General features: G+C 71.4%; 13 protein-coding genes. 5 read left to right on the top strand and 8 right to left on the bottom strand.

All coding sequences use genetic code 11. The features are described 5' to 3' along the window. Positions 1-8: 8 nt before the first annotated feature. Positions 9-4,154, top strand: a complete 4,146-nt coding sequence (locus ACEXQC_RS06125; RefSeq protein WP_374819531.1) for a metallophosphoesterase — start codon at positions 9-11, stop codon at positions 4,152-4,154. Between the two features lie 120 nt (positions 4,155-4,274). Here ACEXQC_RS06125 and ACEXQC_RS06120 read toward each other — a convergent pair whose 3' ends face one another. Genes ACEXQC_RS06120 through aroA form a run of 5 tightly spaced genes read right to left on the bottom strand, consistent with a single transcriptional unit; the run spans position 4,275 to position 10,213 of the window. After that, on the bottom strand, positions 4,275-4,934 hold the full coding sequence (locus ACEXQC_RS06120) for an FMN-dependent NADH-azoreductase (protein WP_374819529.1): 660 nt from the start codon (positions 4,932-4,934) through the stop codon (positions 4,275-4,277). A gap of 53 nt (positions 4,935-4,987) precedes the next feature. After that, complete coding sequence (locus ACEXQC_RS06115) at positions 4,988-5,851, bottom strand: SDR family oxidoreductase (protein ID WP_374819527.1); 864 nt, start codon at positions 5,849-5,851, stop codon at positions 4,988-4,990. Then, complete coding sequence (locus ACEXQC_RS06110; RefSeq protein ID WP_374819525.1) at positions 5,848-7,065, bottom strand: acyl-CoA dehydrogenase family protein; 1,218 nt, start codon at positions 7,063-7,065, stop codon at positions 5,848-5,850. The genes ACEXQC_RS06115 and ACEXQC_RS06110 overlap by 4 nt, the downstream gene beginning before the upstream one ends. Then, the gene (locus ACEXQC_RS06105; protein ID WP_374819524.1) at positions 7,062-8,861 is read right to left on the bottom strand and encodes an AMP-binding protein; all 1,800 of its coding nucleotides are present in this window, start codon (positions 8,859-8,861) and stop codon (positions 7,062-7,064) included. The genes ACEXQC_RS06110 and ACEXQC_RS06105 overlap by 4 nt, the downstream gene beginning before the upstream one ends. Continuing rightward, entirely contained in the window at positions 8,858-10,213 is a 1,356-nt protein-coding gene (aroA, locus tag ACEXQC_RS06100; protein WP_374819522.1) for a 3-phosphoshikimate 1-carboxyvinyltransferase, read from the bottom strand. The genes ACEXQC_RS06105 and aroA overlap by 4 nt, the downstream gene beginning before the upstream one ends. A gap of 146 nt (positions 10,214-10,359) precedes the next feature. Between aroA and ACEXQC_RS06095 the strand changes: the two genes are divergently transcribed. Then, positions 10,360-11,403, top strand: coding sequence for a cell wall-binding repeat-containing protein (locus tag ACEXQC_RS06095; protein WP_374819521.1), 1,044 nt, complete (start codon positions 10,360-10,362; stop codon positions 11,401-11,403). A gap of 51 nt (positions 11,404-11,454) precedes the next feature. On the opposite strand, the gene ACEXQC_RS06090 is transcribed toward ACEXQC_RS06095, so the two are convergent. After that, a complete protein-coding gene (locus ACEXQC_RS06090) occupies positions 11,455-12,228 on the bottom strand; it encodes an anti-sigma factor family protein (RefSeq protein ID WP_374819519.1) in 774 nt (257 codons plus the stop codon). Positions 12,229-12,233: 5 nt separating this feature from the next. Then, on the bottom strand, positions 12,234-12,776 hold the full coding sequence (locus tag ACEXQC_RS06085) for a sigma-70 family RNA polymerase sigma factor (RefSeq protein WP_374819517.1): 543 nt from the start codon (positions 12,774-12,776) through the stop codon (positions 12,234-12,236). Between the two features lie 165 nt (positions 12,777-12,941). On the opposite strand from ACEXQC_RS06085, the gene ACEXQC_RS06080 reads away from it, so the two are divergent. Further along, the gene (locus tag ACEXQC_RS06080; protein WP_374819515.1) at positions 12,942-14,819 is read left to right on the top strand and encodes an Ig-like domain-containing protein; all 1,878 of its coding nucleotides are present in this window, start codon (positions 12,942-12,944) and stop codon (positions 14,817-14,819) included. A 112-nt stretch (positions 14,820-14,931) separates the two neighbouring features. Here ACEXQC_RS06080 and ACEXQC_RS06075 read toward each other — a convergent pair whose 3' ends face one another. Next, the gene (locus ACEXQC_RS06075; protein ID WP_374819513.1) at positions 14,932-15,561 is read right to left on the bottom strand and encodes a small multidrug efflux protein; all 630 of its coding nucleotides are present in this window, start codon (positions 15,559-15,561) and stop codon (positions 14,932-14,934) included. 129 nt (positions 15,562-15,690) lie between these two features. Between ACEXQC_RS06075 and ACEXQC_RS06070 the strand changes: the two genes are divergently transcribed. Together ACEXQC_RS06070 and ACEXQC_RS06065 are read left to right on the top strand one after the other, a co-directional pair. Continuing rightward, positions 15,691-16,941, top strand: a complete 1,251-nt coding sequence (locus ACEXQC_RS06070) for a sensor histidine kinase (RefSeq protein ID WP_374819511.1) — start codon at positions 15,691-15,693, stop codon at positions 16,939-16,941. A gap of 32 nt (positions 16,942-16,973) precedes the next feature. Continuing rightward, on the top strand, positions 16,974-17,615 hold the full coding sequence (locus ACEXQC_RS06065; protein WP_374819509.1) for a response regulator: 642 nt from the start codon (positions 16,974-16,976) through the stop codon (positions 17,613-17,615). Positions 17,616-17,625: the final 10 nt, after the last annotated feature.

Below are 17,625 nucleotides of genomic sequence, written 5' to 3'. Positions count from 1 at the left end.
GTCGGTCCATGACCACAACGCCCACCAGAGCCCGCCCCGTGCGGCTGCTCGCGGGCCTCGCCGCCGCTGCCGTCGCGGCAGCGATGTTCACTCCCGTGCTGGGGGCGAGCTCCTCGGCCCAGGCCGCGGTCGCCACGCCTCTCGAGCAGCACGGACCCTCCGTGGTGCCCGACCGCATCGTGCTCACGCCCTCCGGCGACCTGGCGACCAGCCAGGCCGTCACGTGGCGCACCGCCACCACGGTCAACACGCCCAAGGCGGAGCTGCGCGTGGCCACGGCCACGCCGTACCCCACGGGCATCCAGAAGATCAACGCCACCTCCACCACCACGGTGGCGGCCGGCGGCTGGGACGAGGAGTTCCACACCGTGGAGTTCACGGGCCTCACGCCCTCCACGCAGTACCAGTACCGCGTGGGCGACGGCACGAACTTCAGCGAGTGGCAGCACTTCACCACCGCCGCCTCCACGGCGGAGGACTTCTCGTTCATCTACCTCGGCGACGTGCAGAACGGCATCCTGAGCGATGCCAGCCGCGTCATCCGCAACGCGTTCCGCGACCGGCCCGACGCGAGCCTTGTGCTCCAGGCGGGCGACCTCATCGACGACGCGAACGACGACGCCCAGTGGGGCGAGGTCTTCGACGCCGCCGGCTACCAGTTCGGCACGCAGAACTTCCTCGCGGCCGCCGGCAACCACGAGTACGAGGGCGAGGAGCTCTCGAAGCAGTGGTCGGCCCAGTTCGCCTACCCCGAGAACGGGCCGAGCGGATCCGACGAGATCGAGGCGCTGCTCGACGGCACGGTCTACTACAGCGACTACCAGGGCGTGCGGTTCATCTCGCTGAACAGCAACATCACGGATGCCGCCTCGCTCGCGGTGCAGACCGAGTGGCTCGAGAACACCCTCGAGTCGAACCCGAACAAGTGGACCGTGGTGTACTTCCACCACCCCGTGTTCTCGCTCGACGAGGGTCGCAACAACCGGGCCATCCGTGAGGCGTGGCTGCCGCTGTTCGAGTCGCACAACGTCGACCTCGTGCTGCAGGGCCACGACCACAACTACGGTCGCGGCAACACGAACGACGCCGAGGAGGGCAACCCCACCACCTGGAACTCCGAGCTCAACTACGACGGACCGGTCTACGCCGTGTCGGTCGTGGGCTCGAAGATGTACGACGGTGCCGGCCCCCGCCTCTGGACCGAGAACGACGCGCACCTCAAGAAGCTGCAGGGCGGCGTGGAGCTCTACCAGCTCATCGACGTCTCGGGCGACACCATGCGCTACGAATCGCGCACGGCCGACGGTCAGTACTTCGACGGTCTCACGATCGTGAAGAACGAGGCGGGCAAGGCCGTCACGGATGACACCGCACCTCAGGAGATCGACCCCTCCGACCCCGGTGGACCGTGCCTCGGCTGCACGCCGAACCCGGACCCGACGGATCCGACCGACCCCACCGATCCGGAGACCCCGGTCGGCTCGGTCGACTACGAGGTCGTCTCGTCGCTCGACTCCGTGAACAAGTCGAACGCCACGCTCCCCGCCGGATCCGCTTACTCCGAATCGAAGGACGTGCTGTACCTGGGTGACCAGAACGGCCGCAACATCTTCGAGATGAACCCGGAGACGGATGAGATCCTCCGCACGATCACGCTGCCGGAGAACATCCGTGACCTGGGCATCGACGACGAGAAGGAGCTGCTCTACGTCGGTCAGCAGAACCGCAACTGGCTCGTGGTCTCCATCGCGGATGCGACATTCGGCCAGATCGTGCGCGGTCCGTTCTCGTTCCTCGAGTCGAACCGCTCGATCGACGTCGACCCCGTGCGCGGCTACGTGTACGGCGCGATGCCGTCGCGGGGTATCGAGGTTCTGGATGCCGAGACGGGTGAGTCCATCGGCGTGATCGACGGAACGGCCGGTGCCTACTACGTGGCTGCCGACCCGGTGAAGGGGTACGTCTCCACGGCCTATTTCGAGGACGTCCCCGATGTGGTGCAGGTCGCCACGTTCGATGTGGAGGCCGGTTTCGAGCAGCTCTGGGAGACCAAGGGGCGCGTGGGCGCTCGTCAGCTCGACATCGACTCCACGAACGGCCTCGTCTACGTGGGGTACACGGGCACGGCGATCGGCTCCGGCGGATTCTCGGTGCACGATCTCGCGACCGGAAAGCTGCTCGGTGACTTCGCCGACCCGAAGTACGGCAAGGACGGCTACGGCATCTCGGTGGATGAGGAGCACCAGCGTGTGTTCGTCTCGAACCGCGACTTCCGCCTCAACCCGCCCGGCTCCGAGCTCGAGGCGGTCGCCGTGACCGTCTCCGAGCGCGTGCTGCCCGAGACGCTCGAGTACGACTCCGTGGGCGCGCTCTCCTCCGTGGCGAAGCCCGCGGCGACCCTGCCCGCCGGTTCCGCGTTCTCGCAGTCGAAGGACGTGCTGTACCTGGGTGACCAGAACGGCCGGAACATCTTCGAGATGGACCCGGACACCGACCAGGTCCTGCGCACCATCACGCTGCCGGAGAACATCCGCGACCTGGGCATCGACGACGAGAAGGAGCTGCTCTACGTCGGGCAGCAGAACCGCAACTGGCTCGTGGTCTCCATCGCGGATGCGACGTTCGGCCAGATCGTGCGCGGTCCGTTCTCGTTCCTCGAGTCGAACCGCTCGATCGACGTCGACCCCGAGCGCGGTCTCGTGTTCGGTGCCGTCCCCTCACGGGGAGTCGAGGTACTGGATGCCGAGACGGGTGAGTCCATCGGCGTGATCGACGGAACGGCCGACGCGTACTACGTGTCTGCCGATCCGGAGAACGGTCTCGTCTCGACGGTGTACTTCAGCGATGTGCCCGATGCCAAGAACATCGAGACGTTCGACATCGACAACGGGTACACCTCGCTGTGGGAGTCGACGAGCCGGGCCAACCCCCGTCAGCTCGATGCCGACTCCACCAACGGGCTGCTCTACGTCGGGTACACCGGCACGGCCGTGGGATCGGGTGGTTTCACCGTGCACGACTCGAAGACCGGCGAACTGCTGGCCGACTACGCCGACCCGAAGTACGGCAAGGACGGCTACGGCATCTCGGTGGATGAGGAGCGCCAGCGCGTGTTCGTCTCGAACCGCGACTATCGCCTCAACCCGCCCGGGTCGGAGCTGACGTCGGTGGCAGTGACGATCTCGCAGCGGAGGGGCGTGGAGGATCCGACCGATCCGACGGACCCGACCGATCCGACCGACCCGACCGATCCGACCGATCCCACGGATCCGACCGATCCCACCGACCCGGAGCCGCCGGTCGGCCTCGAGTACACGCCCACTCCCATGACGGCGATCCCGTCGGCGGAGAGCGCACCGGATGACGACACCAAGCCCGTGGGCTCGGTCGTCGACTCCGAGACCGGTCACCTGTTCGTGGGCAACGAGCAGCGGCCCGCCAGGGTCCTCGAGATCGACCCGGCCACCGACACGGTGGTGGCGACCCACGCCATCCCCGGGGCCGAGGGTGAGGGCGTGCGTGACGTCGCGATCGACACCGCGAAGAACGAGCTCTACGTGGCCTTCGGAAACGCCTGGGCCGTGCTGAATCTCGCCGACGGATCGATGGCCCGCGGGCCGTTCACCTTCGCGGCGAACGTGCGCGGCATGGACGTGGACCTCACGACGGGGCGCGTGTTCGGCGCCACCCGTCAGACCGGGTTCCAGGTGATGGACGCAGAGACGGGCGCAGCCGTGCAGACGGTCGACACCCCGGGTGCGGCGTGGACGACGCACGGCATCGCGGTCGACTCCGTGGCCGGGCGCATCTACACGTCGAACGACAACGGATCGGGCACGGAGGGAGTGCGGGTCTACGACTCCACCACCTTCGAGCTGCTCGACTCGCTCGTGGTCGCGGCGCCGGACTACCGGTCGATCGCGGTCGACCAGGTGGCGGGGCGCCTGTACGTGGGCCACTCGCGCGACACCTTCGAGGCGAGCGGGGTGCGGGTGCTGAAGGCGGCCGACCTCACCGAGATCGCGAACTACCCGGGCACCGCCTACGGCAACAAGGTGTACGGCGTCTCGGTCGACACGGAGCTCGGCACGGTCTACGTCTCGGCGCGCGACCGCTTCCCGACGGGCCTCATCTCCCTGCAGCGCGGCGAGTAGCCGCCGCACCGAGCGGAGAAACGCGAACGTCGCGTCGACCTCGCCCTCAGGGGCGTCGGTCGGCGCGACGTTCGTCGTTGTCCGCGTTCGATACCGCACACAGCGGTGGCAGGGGGCGGGTCAGGCGGGGCGGGGGGCTCCGAGGCGGGCGCCGAGGTCGGTGGCGGCCACGTGGGCGGCCGCGAGCTCGGCCCTGGAGCGGATGAGCTGCGGGGCGAGGGCCGGCACGTCCTCCGCGAGGGTGAGGTTGGTCTCGATCACCGTCACCTCCATGCCGAGCGCCGTGCCGAGCACGAGCCGGAGGGCGGGCACCGCGTGGTCCCAGCCGTCGGTGGGCGATCCGGGGTCGTAGGAGGCGCCGCGGCTCGCCACGATCACCGCGGGCCGACCGGCGAGCGGCTGCGTGTCGCCGTCGAACGGCGCGGTGACGCCCGGCACGTGGATGTTGTCGATCCACGCCTTGAGCGTCGAGGGCAGCGAGTAGTTGTAGAGCGGCGCACCCACGAGCAGCACGTCGGCCGCGAGCAGCTCGGCGAGGAGCGAGGCCTGCAGCGCCTCGGCCTCGGCGGGCGGTGCGGCGTCGGCGTGGCGCAGGCGCGGCGGCCAGTGCAGCGCGTCGTCGGCGAGGTGCGGCAGGGGGTCGCGGTGCAGATCGCGGTGCGTCACCGAGTTGCCCGGTGCCGCGTGCAGCCAGGCCTCGCTGAAGCTCCGCCCGATGGCGCGGGAGCGTGAGCGCTCGGGGGAGGCGGCGGAGGAGTCGAGATGCAGCAGGTTGAGCATGCCCTCACGCTACTCGCCGCGGGTGCGCCCGCACCGTTCAGCCGGGCCGCGGATCAGGGGGTCGGAGGGAGCACCGCCGCGCGGAGATCACCGGTGGTGTCCGACCAGAACGGCGGGGCCACCACCGTGAGTCCGCCGTCGACCGTGAGCACCTGGCCCGTGATGTAGCCGGCCTTCTGCGAGAGCAGGAAGTCGGCCGCATCCGCCATGTCGTCGGCGGTGCCCGGCCGCTGCAGCGGGATCTTCGACAGCACCGACTCGATCGGCGCCATGCCCGGCACCTTGTTGTAGAAGAAGTCGAGCGAATCCGTGTCGATGAGCCCGCCGTTCACGGCGTTCACGGTGATGCCGCGCGGCCCGTACTCGGCCGCCATGTACTTGACGTAAGCCTCGTTTGCGGCCTTCGCGGCACCGAGCGCGGCGTAGGTGGCGAAGGCGCGCTGCGATCCGTAGCTCGTGATGGCGAGGATGCGGCCGCCCCGATCCATGAGCTCGGCCGCGCGCACCGCGCCCAGCACGAAGGAGCGGGTGTTCATGGCGTAGCTGCGGTCGAGGTGGTGGGTCTTGAGCTGCGCCACGGGCTTGAACGCCGAGGCCGCCGCGTTGGCCACGAAGGCGTCGAGGCGGCCGTAGCGCTCGGCCACGGTGTCGAAGAGGCGATCGATGTCGTCGGGGTTCTCCACGTCGGCCTGCACCGTGATGCCCGAGCCGCCTGCTGCGACCACGTCGGCGAGCGACTCGTCGGCGAGGTCGCCGTTGACCTTGAAGTTGATCACCACGGCGGCCCCCTGCGCGCCGAGCTTCGAGGCGAGCAGTCGCCCGATGCCCCGCGAGGCCCCCGTGATGACGACGACCCGCGGCCCGGCCTCATCGGAGGTGGCGGGGGAGGGGGATGCGGTGGTGGTGTCGTCGGTCATCGTGCGGCCTCCTCGGTGGCTGAGCCGGCAGCGGCGGCTGCGCGCGCCTCGGCGAGCACGGCTCTGGCCACCACCGTCTTCTGGATCTCGTTCGTGCCCTCCTCGAAGCGCTGCGCCCGCGCGTCGCGGTACACGCGCTCGATCGTGCTGCGTCGCCAGAAGCCCTGGCCGCCGTGGATCTGCAGAGCCCGATCCGTCACCCGCCCCAGCATGTCGACCGCCACGATCTTCGAGGCGCTCGAGAGTGCAGCGGCATCCGGAGCCGACCGCTCGTAGGCGCGCGCGGCCTCGAGCACGAGTGCGCGGGCAGCGGCGATGTCGGCGTAGTTCTCGGCCAGGTAGGCCTGGATGACGGGCCGCTCGGCGAGAGTCTTGCCGAAGGTCGTGCGCGACAGCGCGTACGAGGCCGCGAGCTCCTGGGCCCGCTCGGCGAGCCCCACGCAGCTCATCGCCACCGAGATGCGGCTCGGCAGCAGGAAGCCGCCGAGCGCCACCGCGAGCCCCTCGCCCTCGGCCCCGATGCGCGCCGAGACCGGCACGGGGGTGTCGGTGAAGCGCAGGATGGCGTGGTCGGTGCCGCGCACCCCCATGGTGTCGGAGTCGTCGATGACCTCGGCGCCCGGCAGCTGCGAGTTCGGCACGAGCAACGCCACGGTGCCCGCCGCGCCGGTGCTGCCCTCGAGACGTGCGAAGAGCAGCCAGTGGTCGCATTTCACGCCGAACGTGATGAGGTGCTTCTCGCCGTTCAGCAGGTACACGTCGCCCTCGCGGCGCACGGTGGTGCGGATGTCGGCACCCGTGCCCGCCGTGGCCTCGGTGAGCGTGAACGCCACGAGCAGCTCGCCGCTCACCACGCGCTTGAGCGTGTCTCGCTGCGCCTCGTCGACGAACGGCGCCATGGCGCGCCAGAGCCCGTTGTTGACGTGCACGAGCATGCGGATCGAGCCGTGCGAGCGCGAGACCACCTCGAGCAGCTCGAGGTAGCGGGCGAACGGGATGCCCCGACCCCCGAGCTCCACGGGGGCGGCGAGGCTCAGCCAGCCGCGGTCGCGCAGCTCGGCGTAGAGCTCGGCGGGCACGTCGCCCTCCTGCTCCACGCGCTCCGACCACTCCTCGCCCGTCCCGCGCACCCACGCGTCGAGCTCGGCCTTCAGCTGCTCGAAGGCGGTCTCGTCGAACGCGGTGCCATCGATGACGGTGTCGTGCTTGCTCATGAGCTCTCCATCGTTGCTGTGCCTATGCCTATGCCTGTGCTTGTGCCTGTGCCTGCCACGAGCTGTGCGGCCCGTTCCCGCAGAACGTTCTTCTGGATCTTGCCCACGGCGTTCCGTGGAAGCTCGTCGATCATCTCGAGCCGCTCGGGCCAGTAGTACTTCGAGACACCGGCCGCGGCGAGGAAGCTCTGCATCTCGGCGAAGTCGAGCGGATCGGTGCCCACCACGAACGCGCACGCGCGCTCGCCGAGGCGCGAGTCGGGCATCGCCACGATCGCCACCTCCTTCACCGCCGGATGACCGAACAGCAGGTTCTCGATCTCGACCACCGGCACCTTCTCACCACCTCGGTTGATCACATCCTTCACCCGACCGGTGATGTGCAGGAAGCCATCGGCGTCGAGGATCGCCCGATCGCCCGTGCGGTACCACCCGTCGGCGGTGAAGACCTCGGCCGTGAGGTCGGGCCGGTCGAGGTAGCCGAGGAAGGTCGTGGGGCTCTTCAGCTCGTAGTCGCCTTCCTGCCCTCGCGGCAGCTCGGCACCGTGGTCGTCGACGATGCGGATGCGGATGCCGGCGAGCGGCCGGCCGTCCGAGCCCCACGCGGAGTCCGGCGGGTCGGTGGGTGCCGAGAGCGTGCCGAGGCAGGTCTCGGTGGTGCCGAACGCACCGAGCACGGCGGTGTCGAGCACGCGGGTGGCGCGCTCGGCGAGGCTCCTGGGCACGGCCGTGCCCGTCGCCACGAAGATGCGCAGGCGGGGCGGCGCGGAGGCCCCCGCCTCCACGGCGTCGACGAGGTCCATGAGGAAAGGGGTGGCGGCCTGCACGAACGTGGATCCCGCGCGCTCGAACGCCTGCTCGAGCGCCACTCGCGCATCCCACACCGGCTGCACCACAGCGGCCACGCCGAGCCGCCAGCTCAGCAGCAGCCCGTAGAGGAAGCCCGTCTGGTGCGCGAGCGGCGAGGGGATGAAGACGCGGTCGTGCTCGTCGAGCCCCAGGTGCTCGACCTCGAGCCGCGTGGCGAGGTCGAGCGTGCCGTGCAGGTGCTGCACGCCCTTCGGCTCGCCCGTGGTGCCCGAGGTGAAGAGCAGCTGCGCCACGTCCGCACCTCCGGGCCGCAGCTCCACGAGCCCGGACCGGTCCTCGTCCCACAGCGCGGAGGCGGATGCCGCGGCGGATGCCGCGGCGGATGCGACGGCGGATACGGCGTCGTCGTAGTCGTGCCACTCCAGCGCCCGGGTGGGCGTGGGCGGCGGCGTGGGGCGGATGCGCGAGCCCTGCGTGCCCGCGCGGGCGGCGCCTGTGGCATCCACATCCGCGATCACCACGACGTGCTCGAGGAGCAGACCGCGGCCCTGCCGTTCCGCCTCGACGACCACACCCGCCACCTCCTGCGCGTGCAGGCGGCCCCGGAACGACTGCGGCGCCACGAGCACCCTGGCCTTCGAGCGCGCGAGCACCATCGCCACCTCGCGCTCGCCGAACACCGGCATCACGGGCGCTACGACGGCACCGATCTGCAGCACCCCGAGCGTGACCGCCACACACTCCGCCCAGTTCGGCAGCTGGAACGCCACGGCTTCACCCGGCCGCACCCCGAGCCGCAGCAGCAGCTCGGAGACCCCGTCGGCGGCCCGCCGCAGCTCGGCCCGGCTCCAGGTGAGGGCGCGGTCGCCCACCTCGATCACGGCCGCTGCCGACGGTGCGGCCTCGGCGAGCCCATCGACTCGCGCGGTCAGCCCGGGAGACGCGGGGGCCTCGGGAGACGCGGGTGCCGCCTGATCCTGCGTCACGATGCGGCCGCCTCGGCGCGGGCGGAGGTGATCGAGAGGTCGAGCCCCACGGCGGTCATCGAGTCGAGGAACGCCGGGTACGAGATGCGGTAGGCCCGCGGGTAGGTGAGTCGCGACTCCCCGCTCGCACGGGTGCCGGCCACGGCGAGCGACATGAGCACGCGGTGGTCGTTGAACGACGACATCGGCGCCCCCTGCAGCGCATCCACCCCGCGGATGGTGAGCTCGTCGCCGGAGTCCACGAGATCGCCGCCGAGCTTGTTGAGCTGCAGCATCGCGTTCACCCGATCCGACTCCTTGAGCCGCACGTGCGAGATGTTGCGGAACCTCGAGGTGCCTCCCGCGAGGCTCGCGAGCGCCGCCACCACGGGCAGCAGGTCGGGCATCTGCCGGAAGTCGAGGTCGATCGGCTGCAGCTCGAGGCCATCATGCCGCACCCGCACGAAACCGGTCTCCGCATCCCGCTCGAGCGGCAGCCCCATGCGCGTCACGACGTCGAGGAAGTCGCCCTCGGGGTGGTCAGTGTCGACCCCGCGCCTCGCCGTGAGACCGCGGAACAGCACATCCGAGGGGTGCAGGGCGGCGGCGGCGAGCCCGAACGCGGCCGATCCGATGTCGGGCGGGATGGAGTAGTGCGCGGGGGTCGCGGTCTGCCCCGGCCGCACGGTGAAGTGCCGCCAGTCGTCGGAGTGCTCCACCTCGAGCCCGAACTGCTGCATCATGCGCACGGTCAGCTCCACGTAGGGGCGCTCGTTGAGCTCGCCGACCACCTCGATCGTCGTCTCCGTCTCGGCGAACGGGGCCACGAGCAGCAGCCCCGAGATCCACTGCGAGAGCGTGCCCGCGATCGTGACGTGGCCCCCGCGGGGCCGACCGGGCTGCACGGTGATGGGCGGCCGGTCGTGCTCGGCGCTGTAGCGGATCCCGATGCCGTCGAGCGAGTCGAGCAGCGCCTTGATGGGGCGGCGCTGGAAGTACTTCATGCCCGTGAGCGTCATGGGCTTGTCGGCGAGGGCCGCGAGACCGGTCATGAAGTAGAGCGTGGTGCCCGAGGATCCCACGTTGAGCACGCCGTCGGCCGCGCTGGACCCGTGGTCGATCACGCCGGCGCTCGTGTCGTAGGGCCCGCCGTGCACCACGTAGCCCTCAGCGGTCACGTCGATGCGGGTGCCGAGCGCGCGCAGCACACCGATGGTCCAGGTGACCTGCCTCGTGTCGGAGACACCCGTGATGACGCTCCGCCCCGGCGCGAGCGAGGCGAGCACGAGGGCGCGGTGCGCGTGGTACTTCGACACAGGCACGCGGAGTTCGCCGGTGAGCGGACTCTCGGATCCCCTCACGAACAACTGCACGACTCCATGATGCCGCACCTCACATGTCGCTCGCGTTACGCCAGTCACTGAAACATGAGCATTAATCGCTGTATCGCGCTACAGTGGCCCTATCCGTCGGCTGCAGCCCACGACGACGTGGGCCCCGAGGGGGGAACGAGACGATCATGGGCAGGCTCTCACATCAGCGGATCTCCGCGCTCGCGGTCTTCCTCGCCGCCGGAGTGCTCCTCGGAGGCGCTGCGCCGTCGACCTCAGGGGCGAGCCCGGCGCCGGTCGACGACGAGGGGCACCGGTTGACCGCGGACGTCTCGCGGATCAGCGGCGCGGACCGCTACGAGCTCGCCGCGAGGATCGCCAGGCAGACGGCCCCCGGCAGGAGCGACGTCGTCTACATCGCCTCGGGGGCGACCTACCCGGATGCGCTGAGCGCCGGGCCCGCCGTGGTGCACCGCGGCGGAGTGCTGCTCCTGGTGCCGCCGACGTCGCTCCCCGCGAGCGTCTCGACCGCGCTCGCGGCGCTCGATCCGTCGACCGTCGTGGTGGTCGGCGGCACGGCCTCCGTGCCGGACGCGGTCGTGAGCGCGATCCGCAGCACGGTGCCGCGCGCCACCGTCTCCCGGCTCGCGGGCGCGGACCGCTACGAGGTCAGCCGCGCCGTCGCCAGGAGCGCGTTCGACGCCCCCACCTCCGGGGTCTTCCTGGCGACTGGGCGCACGTTCCCCGACGCGCTCTCGGCGGGAGCCGCCGCCTCCAAGCTGGGGTTCCCCGTGCTCCTCGTCGACGGAGCGCAGCCGGCGCTCGACGGCTCCACGGCGGCGCTCATCACAGAGCTCGGGGCGGGTTCCGCCATCATCATGGGCGGCACGGCCTCGGTGACCGCCTCGATCGAGGCCTCGATCGGGCGCACCCTGAGCACCACGCGGGTGGGCGGCGCCGATCGCTACGCCGTCTCCGCAGCGCTCAACGACCTCATCCTGCAGGACTACTCCACCGTGTACCTCGCCACGGGCGCCACCTTCCCCGACGCCCTGGCCGGGGGTGTGCTCGCCGGATCGACCAATGCGCCGCTGTTCGTCATCCCGAACGACTGCATCCCGAAGGCGGTGGTGCAGCAGCTCGAGGTCAACGGCACCCGCAAGATCGTGCTCCTCGGCGGCCCGGCGTCGCTCGGAGACGCGGTGGCGGCGCTCACGCCGTGCACGTGGTGAGGCGCGCACGGGCGCTAGCGGGTCAGCCCGTCACACGGTGACCGTGTCGGGTCACAGCGTCGTGCGCACCAGGGGGCGATCGGTGTCGGCCACGCGGATGTCGACCGAGCGGATGTCGGGCGCCTTGATGCTCGTGGAGGCCGAGAGGTTGCCGGCGGCCTCGCTCGTGGCCGTCCAGCTCGCCACGGTCGTCTCGAGGCCCTGCGCATCCGTCACCACGAGGTCGTAGTCCACGGGCTCGTACGAACCGACGTCGACCCGGTAGCTGCAGTTCCAGTCGAAGCGCGTGCCCCAGCCCTTCTCGGTCACCGTGAGCTCGGCGTCGAGCCAGCCGGGCTCCACCTGCGCCATGGCGAGAACGGTGCCCTCGGAGGGCGCCGACGTGGCGGCGGGTGCCGCCTCGGGCGCCGGCCCGCCGGTCTGCGCCACGCCGACCCCGAAGAGCACGCCCACCGCGGCCAGGAGCACTCCGCCCGCGGCCACGATCCCGCCCAACCGACGGCGCGCACGCCGACGGCTCCGGCCGGCGCGCCGGGCCAGGTCCTGAACGCGACCGGCCTCCGCCGCCTGCGGCACTCCCTCGCCGGGGCCGCGCGCAGTCCCGCTCGAGTCGGTCAGCAGCGCCTCCGCCTCCTCGCGCGTCAGCTGCGCGAGCATGCCGGGCAGTCCCGCGATCTCGGCCACCGAGGCCGCGCACGGGGGGCACTCGGCGAGGTGGCGCTCGTAGCGCCGACGCTCGTCGGGCGTCAGGATTCCCGCCAGGTAGGCCGCATCCCATTCCCGGTACGGATCGCCGCCGCCCTGCACTCCGTTCACATCGTCCATGCCGTTCACTCCGTCACCCCCCTCTCCTGCAGTGCGAGCCTCAGTGCTCGCAGCGCGTAGTGGAGGCGCGACCGCACGGTGCCGGCCGGAATGCCCTCGTGCCGCCCGATCTCGACGGCCGACTGGCCGAGGTAGAACGAGCGCACCACCACGGCACGGTGCTCGAGGCTCAGCGACTGCAGCGAGTCCGCGAGCAGCCACCTGTCGAGCACGGCGTCGATGGCGTCGGTGCCGTCATCCGTGCCCGTGCCGTCGATGCTCCGCACCCGAGGGCCCTCGGGCACCTCGTCCACACCGAACTCGCGGTTGTGCCGCGCGCTCCGCCTGTCGTCGATCACGAGGTTCCTCGCCACCGTGAACAGCCACGCCCTGGCCTCGTCATCGCTCTGCTCGAGGATGGCGGGCTTGCGCCAGGCACGCAGCAGCGCCTCCTGCACCACGTCCTGCGCGAGGTTCTCGTCTCGCGTCAGCCGCAGCACGTAACGGTGCAGTGCCGGCGCGTGGGCGTCGTGCACCGCACGCAGCAGTTCGGCCTGGTCGTCGGTCATCGGGCGTGCACCTCCATCTGCCACAACGGGCCACAGCCACGAAACGTTCACGAGCATTCTGCTCCTCCGTACCCCCCTTTCCGGGTTCTATCAGGCAGAGCGCCAGGTGGCTACGCTGAGGCCGCTGGCGCCGACGATGTGCGCCGCGAATCAGGGGGAGTCGTCATGGCATCGAAGCCGTCCACAGCCCATCCGCGCCCGGTCAGGCGCCTTCTGGCGGGAGCCGGGGTGTTCGCGCTCACCGCGGGCGGCCTGCTCGCCGTCGGTGCGCCGGCCCAGGCGGCGCTGCCCGCAGAACCGGTGGTCTTCTCCGAGAGCGGCTTCTACACCTGGCAGGTCCCGGCCGGGGTCACCGAGGTGTTCGTGCAGGTCGAGGGCGCCTCAGGCGGCACGGGCGGTGGCACCAACGGCGGTGCCGGCGGCGTGGGCGCGGTGCTCTCGGGCACCATGGAGGTCACGGAGGGCCAGGAGTTCGCGGTGAACGTGGGCGAGGCGGGCCAAGACGCGTACGCCGAGCCGGAGACCGCCGTCGAGACCTTCGCCGCGCCGGGGGACGTCGACGCTCTTGCGCTCGTGCCCGGCGAGGGCGGCTTCGGCTACACCGTCGGCGGCGACGGCGGCAGTGGTTCGCTGCTGGCCCGCCCCGGCGGGGGCGGCGGCGGCTCGAGCAGCATCGGCGCGCTCGTCGACGACCCGACCACCGTGGTCGTGGCGGCGGGCGGCGCGGGCGGCGGCGGTCGCGGCGTGGTGGGCTTCTGCTTCGGCGGCGACGGCGGTGCAGCGGGCGAAGACGGCAAGGCTCCTCGCGACGACGAGGCCGCTTCTCCCGACGGTGACCCCGACTTCGCACTCAACTGCCTCGCCGAGGGCGCGGGCGGCGAGATCAACACCTCCGAGACCGGTGACGGTGGAGAGGGCGAGTCGGTGCTCTTCCTCGGCGGTGGCGGCGGAGGCGGTGGCGCCGGCTTCGACGGCGACGGCGTCTCGGGTGGCGGTGGCGGCGCGGCCGGCGCCCTCGTGGCGGACGACGACGAGAACCCCGCCACGCCCGACGGCGCGACCGGCTCCATCGAGGCCATCTTCGGCCTCGGCGGCGGCGGGGGCGGCGGCGCAGGCGGCGGCAGCATCTTCGGCACCCTCATGGGCGCGGTCGAGGGCGAGGGCGACGCCGGTGACGGATCCGTGACCATCAGCTACTCGGTGGAGTACCAGACGGTCACGACCATCGAGGTCGCCCCGGAGACCCCCGTGTACGGCGACGACGTCTCCGTGGTGGTCTCGGTGGGCAACCTCACCACCGAGGAGGTGCCTGTCGGCGACGTGCAGCTCATCGTGAGCCGGCTGGCCCAGACGGGCTCGGCCTCGGCGCCCGGTTCGGCATCCGCTCTGGCTCTCGACGAGGCGATCGTGCTGCCCCTGGTCGACGGATCCGCGGAGTTCACCTTCGAGGGCGGCGAGCTCGACGCCGGCTCGTACACGCTCAGCACGGTGTACCTGCCCGCCCCGGTCTCGCCCTACGCGAGCTCAGAGGCCGATGGCTACCTCGGTGTCCTCCAGGTGCCCACCACCACGCAGCTGGCGGTGAACCCGTCGACCGTGAAGGAGGGCGAGAAGACCGTGCTGACCGCCACGGTCGTCGGCCCGTCCCCGATCGTGCCGTCCGGCGACATCGCGTTCTACTACGACGACGCCCTCGTGGGCATCGCCACTCTCGAGCCGGGCAGCAACTCGATCGACGCGGAGTTCCAGTTCCGACCCGTCGGTGAGGCCGTGCTCACGGCCAGGTACCGCGGTGACGAGGCAGGCAACTTCGGTGCCTCGGTGAGCAACCCGGTCGACTTCCGGGTCGTGCCGACGCCCGCACCCACGCCGACCCCGACGCCCAAGCCCACCCCGGCTCCGGCGCCGAAGCCGGCCGGTCTCGCCAACACGGGATCCGGTGCCGCGGCACTGCTGCCGTGGTCGCTCCTGCTCGTGGGCGGTGGCGCCCTCGCCGCCGGTGCCGCCGGGCTGCTCCGGGTGCGCGCTCGCCGACAGGGCTGACGCACGACGTGAGGGGGGTCGCGGGTTCACACCCGCGGCCCCCCTTGCTCTTCGTGCCCGGCTCTCCGCAGGCGGTTCTTTCCGCGCGCGGTTCGCTCCGCCTGCGGTCCGATCAGCCGACGGCGGTGAGCACGCCGCTGATGATCAGGGCGAACAGCGTGGTCCACGCGGCGATCGCGATGCCCTGCCAGAGCAGCACGCGGCCCTTGCTCACGCCACCGGCCGCGAGCATCGTGGCCGTGAACTGGGTGGGCAAGAGGAGCGGACCGAGCAGGCTCACACCGGGCACACCGTAGCGGTCGAGCGCCCGCTGGAACTTGGCCCGACGGGCCGCCTTGCGAGCCGACCCGCTCTCCTCGGCCGATCCATCCGCCTCGGCCGATCCGTCCGCCACAGCAGATCCCAGGGTGGCGTCGTCCCGAGAGATCGGGTCGCCGTATCCGGCGCCGACGGGCGCCACCACGGGCACGGCCGCCGTGCGGGCCTCGGCGCGAGCGCGGCGCTTGGTGACGATGGCCGATCGAGCGCCCGAGCTCACGAGCACGAGCACGGCCACGCAGGCGAAGTTGCCGAGAGCACCCGCCAGTGCGGCGACCACGGGGTGCAGCCCGCCGATGACGCCGATCGTCGCGGCGCCCTCTCCCTCGATGAAGGGCACGGCGCCGGCGAGCGCCACGATGAAGGGCTGGAGGAGTTCGGGCACCTGGGCCACCAACTCCTGGAAGCGGCTGATCAGATCCATGGGGGAGCTCCTGTTCATCGGGGGGCGTCGTCCGGTCGACTCCGCCTCGATGACAAGCCCATCGCATCCGCTCGCCCACCGGCAGTGCCCCGGTGTCACCGGTTGCCGGGTCATCCGCACCTTGGGGCCGTGACATCTGTCACGGATCTAGGGTGGGAGCGTGACCGCCCAGACCGACCCCTCCGGCCCCGATTCCCCCGCGGTCGCCGGCTCGCGGCCGGCCGCGGGGTCACCGCCACCTGGTGGTACACGGCGTCGGCGATCCTGTTCTTCGAGGTCATGCTCGTGGTCATCTGGTCGGCGATCTCGGTGCAGCTCGCGTTGCCGCCGGTGGCGCCGTTCGTGGTGCTCGTGGGCGGCGTGCTCTGGTGCGCGTCGACCGTGCCGCCCCTCCTCGCCTACCGCTACCGCACCGGTGAGACCACCACGCTGCCGTGGCGGCGCACGCTCGTGCCGCTGTTCGTTGCGGCGGCCTACGGGGTGGCGGCGTTCTCGTTCTGCGGCCTGTGGATGATGCTCGTCATGCCCGTGGCGCAGCTGCTGCAGCTGCTCGACTGGCCGCGCTCGGTGCGCACGAGGCTCGTGCTGGGGGTCTCCGTGCTGCTCGTTGCCCTCTGGGTGGTGGATGCGCGCACGACGTTCGCGGAGGCGCCCTCCGATGCCGCGGGCGAGCACTTCCTGTACGGGTTCTTCACGGCCGTGCTGCCGCTCATGACGGTGCTCTCGCTCTGGTGGTGGGACGTGCTCATCGCCCTCGATCGCGCGCGCGTCTCGGAGGCGCGGCTCGCGGCCACCCAGGAGCGGTTGAGTGTGGCGACGGATGTGCACGACCTGCAGGGGCACCACCTGCAGGTCATCGCGCTGCAGCTCGAGCTGGCCGAACGGCTGCTTCAGCACGATCAGGGGGCAGCGCTCGAGCAGCTCAAGGCCGCGCGCGTGAGTGTGGACGAGGCCAGGCAGGGCACGCGCGACCTCGCGACGAGGTTCCGCTCCGTGCCGCTCGGCGACGAGCTCGCCAATGCACGCGACCTGCTGCGGGCGGCGGGCATCGAGGCGCAGACGACCGTGGCGGCGGATGCGGACGACGCCCCCGCTGCCGTGTTCGGACCGGTCATCCGGGAGACCACCACCAACGTGCTGCGCCACGGTGGCGGCACGTGGGCGAGGCTCGCTCTGACCCGGTCGGGCGACCTCTGGAGGTACGAGATCCGCAACGACGCCTCCTCGTCGGCGGGCTCGGCGGAAGCGGGTTCGGGTCTCGATGGCATCTCCCGCCGCGCGGGGGAGGCGGGCGGAACCGTGGAGGTCACGCGCGGCGAGCACGAGTTCGGGGTCGTGGTCACGGCTCCGGCCACCGCAGGCTCTGGGGCGCAGCGATGAGCGCAGGAACGAACGCTGGAATGGGCTCAGAGATGAGCGCCGCAGCGGGCGGTGCGCAGGGCGACGTGCCCAAGATCAGGGTGCTCGTCGCGGATGACGAGGGCATGATCCGCTCGGCCGTGGCCGCGCTGCTGCGGCTGGAGGGCGACATCGACGTGATCGCCGAGTGCGCCGACGGGCTGCAGGCCGTCGAGGCGGCCGAGCGGCTGCAGCCCGACGTGTGCCTGCTCGACCTCGAGATGCCCGGCCTCGACGGCGTCGAGGTGGCGGAGCGACTGAGGCGCACGGTGTCCGCCCGGTTCGTGATCGTCACGAGGCACGCCAGGCCCGGCGTGCTGCGGCGCGCCCTCACGGCCGGCGTCTCGGGCTTCCTGCCGAAATCGCGCGAGGCCGGGGAGGTGGCCGCGGTCATCCGCAAGGTGGCGGCGGGGGCGCGCTACGTCGACCCCGAGATCGCGGCGGATGCGCTGAGCGACGAGCGCTGTCCGCTCACCGACCGCGAGCTCGACGTGCTGCGCGTGGGCCGGCGCGGCGAGACCACGGTGGAGATCGCCCGCACCCTCTCGCTCGCCCCCGGAACGGTGCGCAACCACGTCTCCGCCATCCTCGCCAAGCTCGCCGTCGGCACCCGGCAGCAGGCCGTGCTCCTGGCTCAGGACCGCGGCTGGATCTGACCCCTCTCTC

This window comes from Herbiconiux liukaitaii, from assembly GCF_041927495.1.
GTDB lineage: Bacteria > Actinomycetota > Actinomycetes > Actinomycetales > Microbacteriaceae > Herbiconiux > Herbiconiux liukaitaii.
This window is presented reverse-complemented; position numbering and strand designations above follow the sequence as displayed.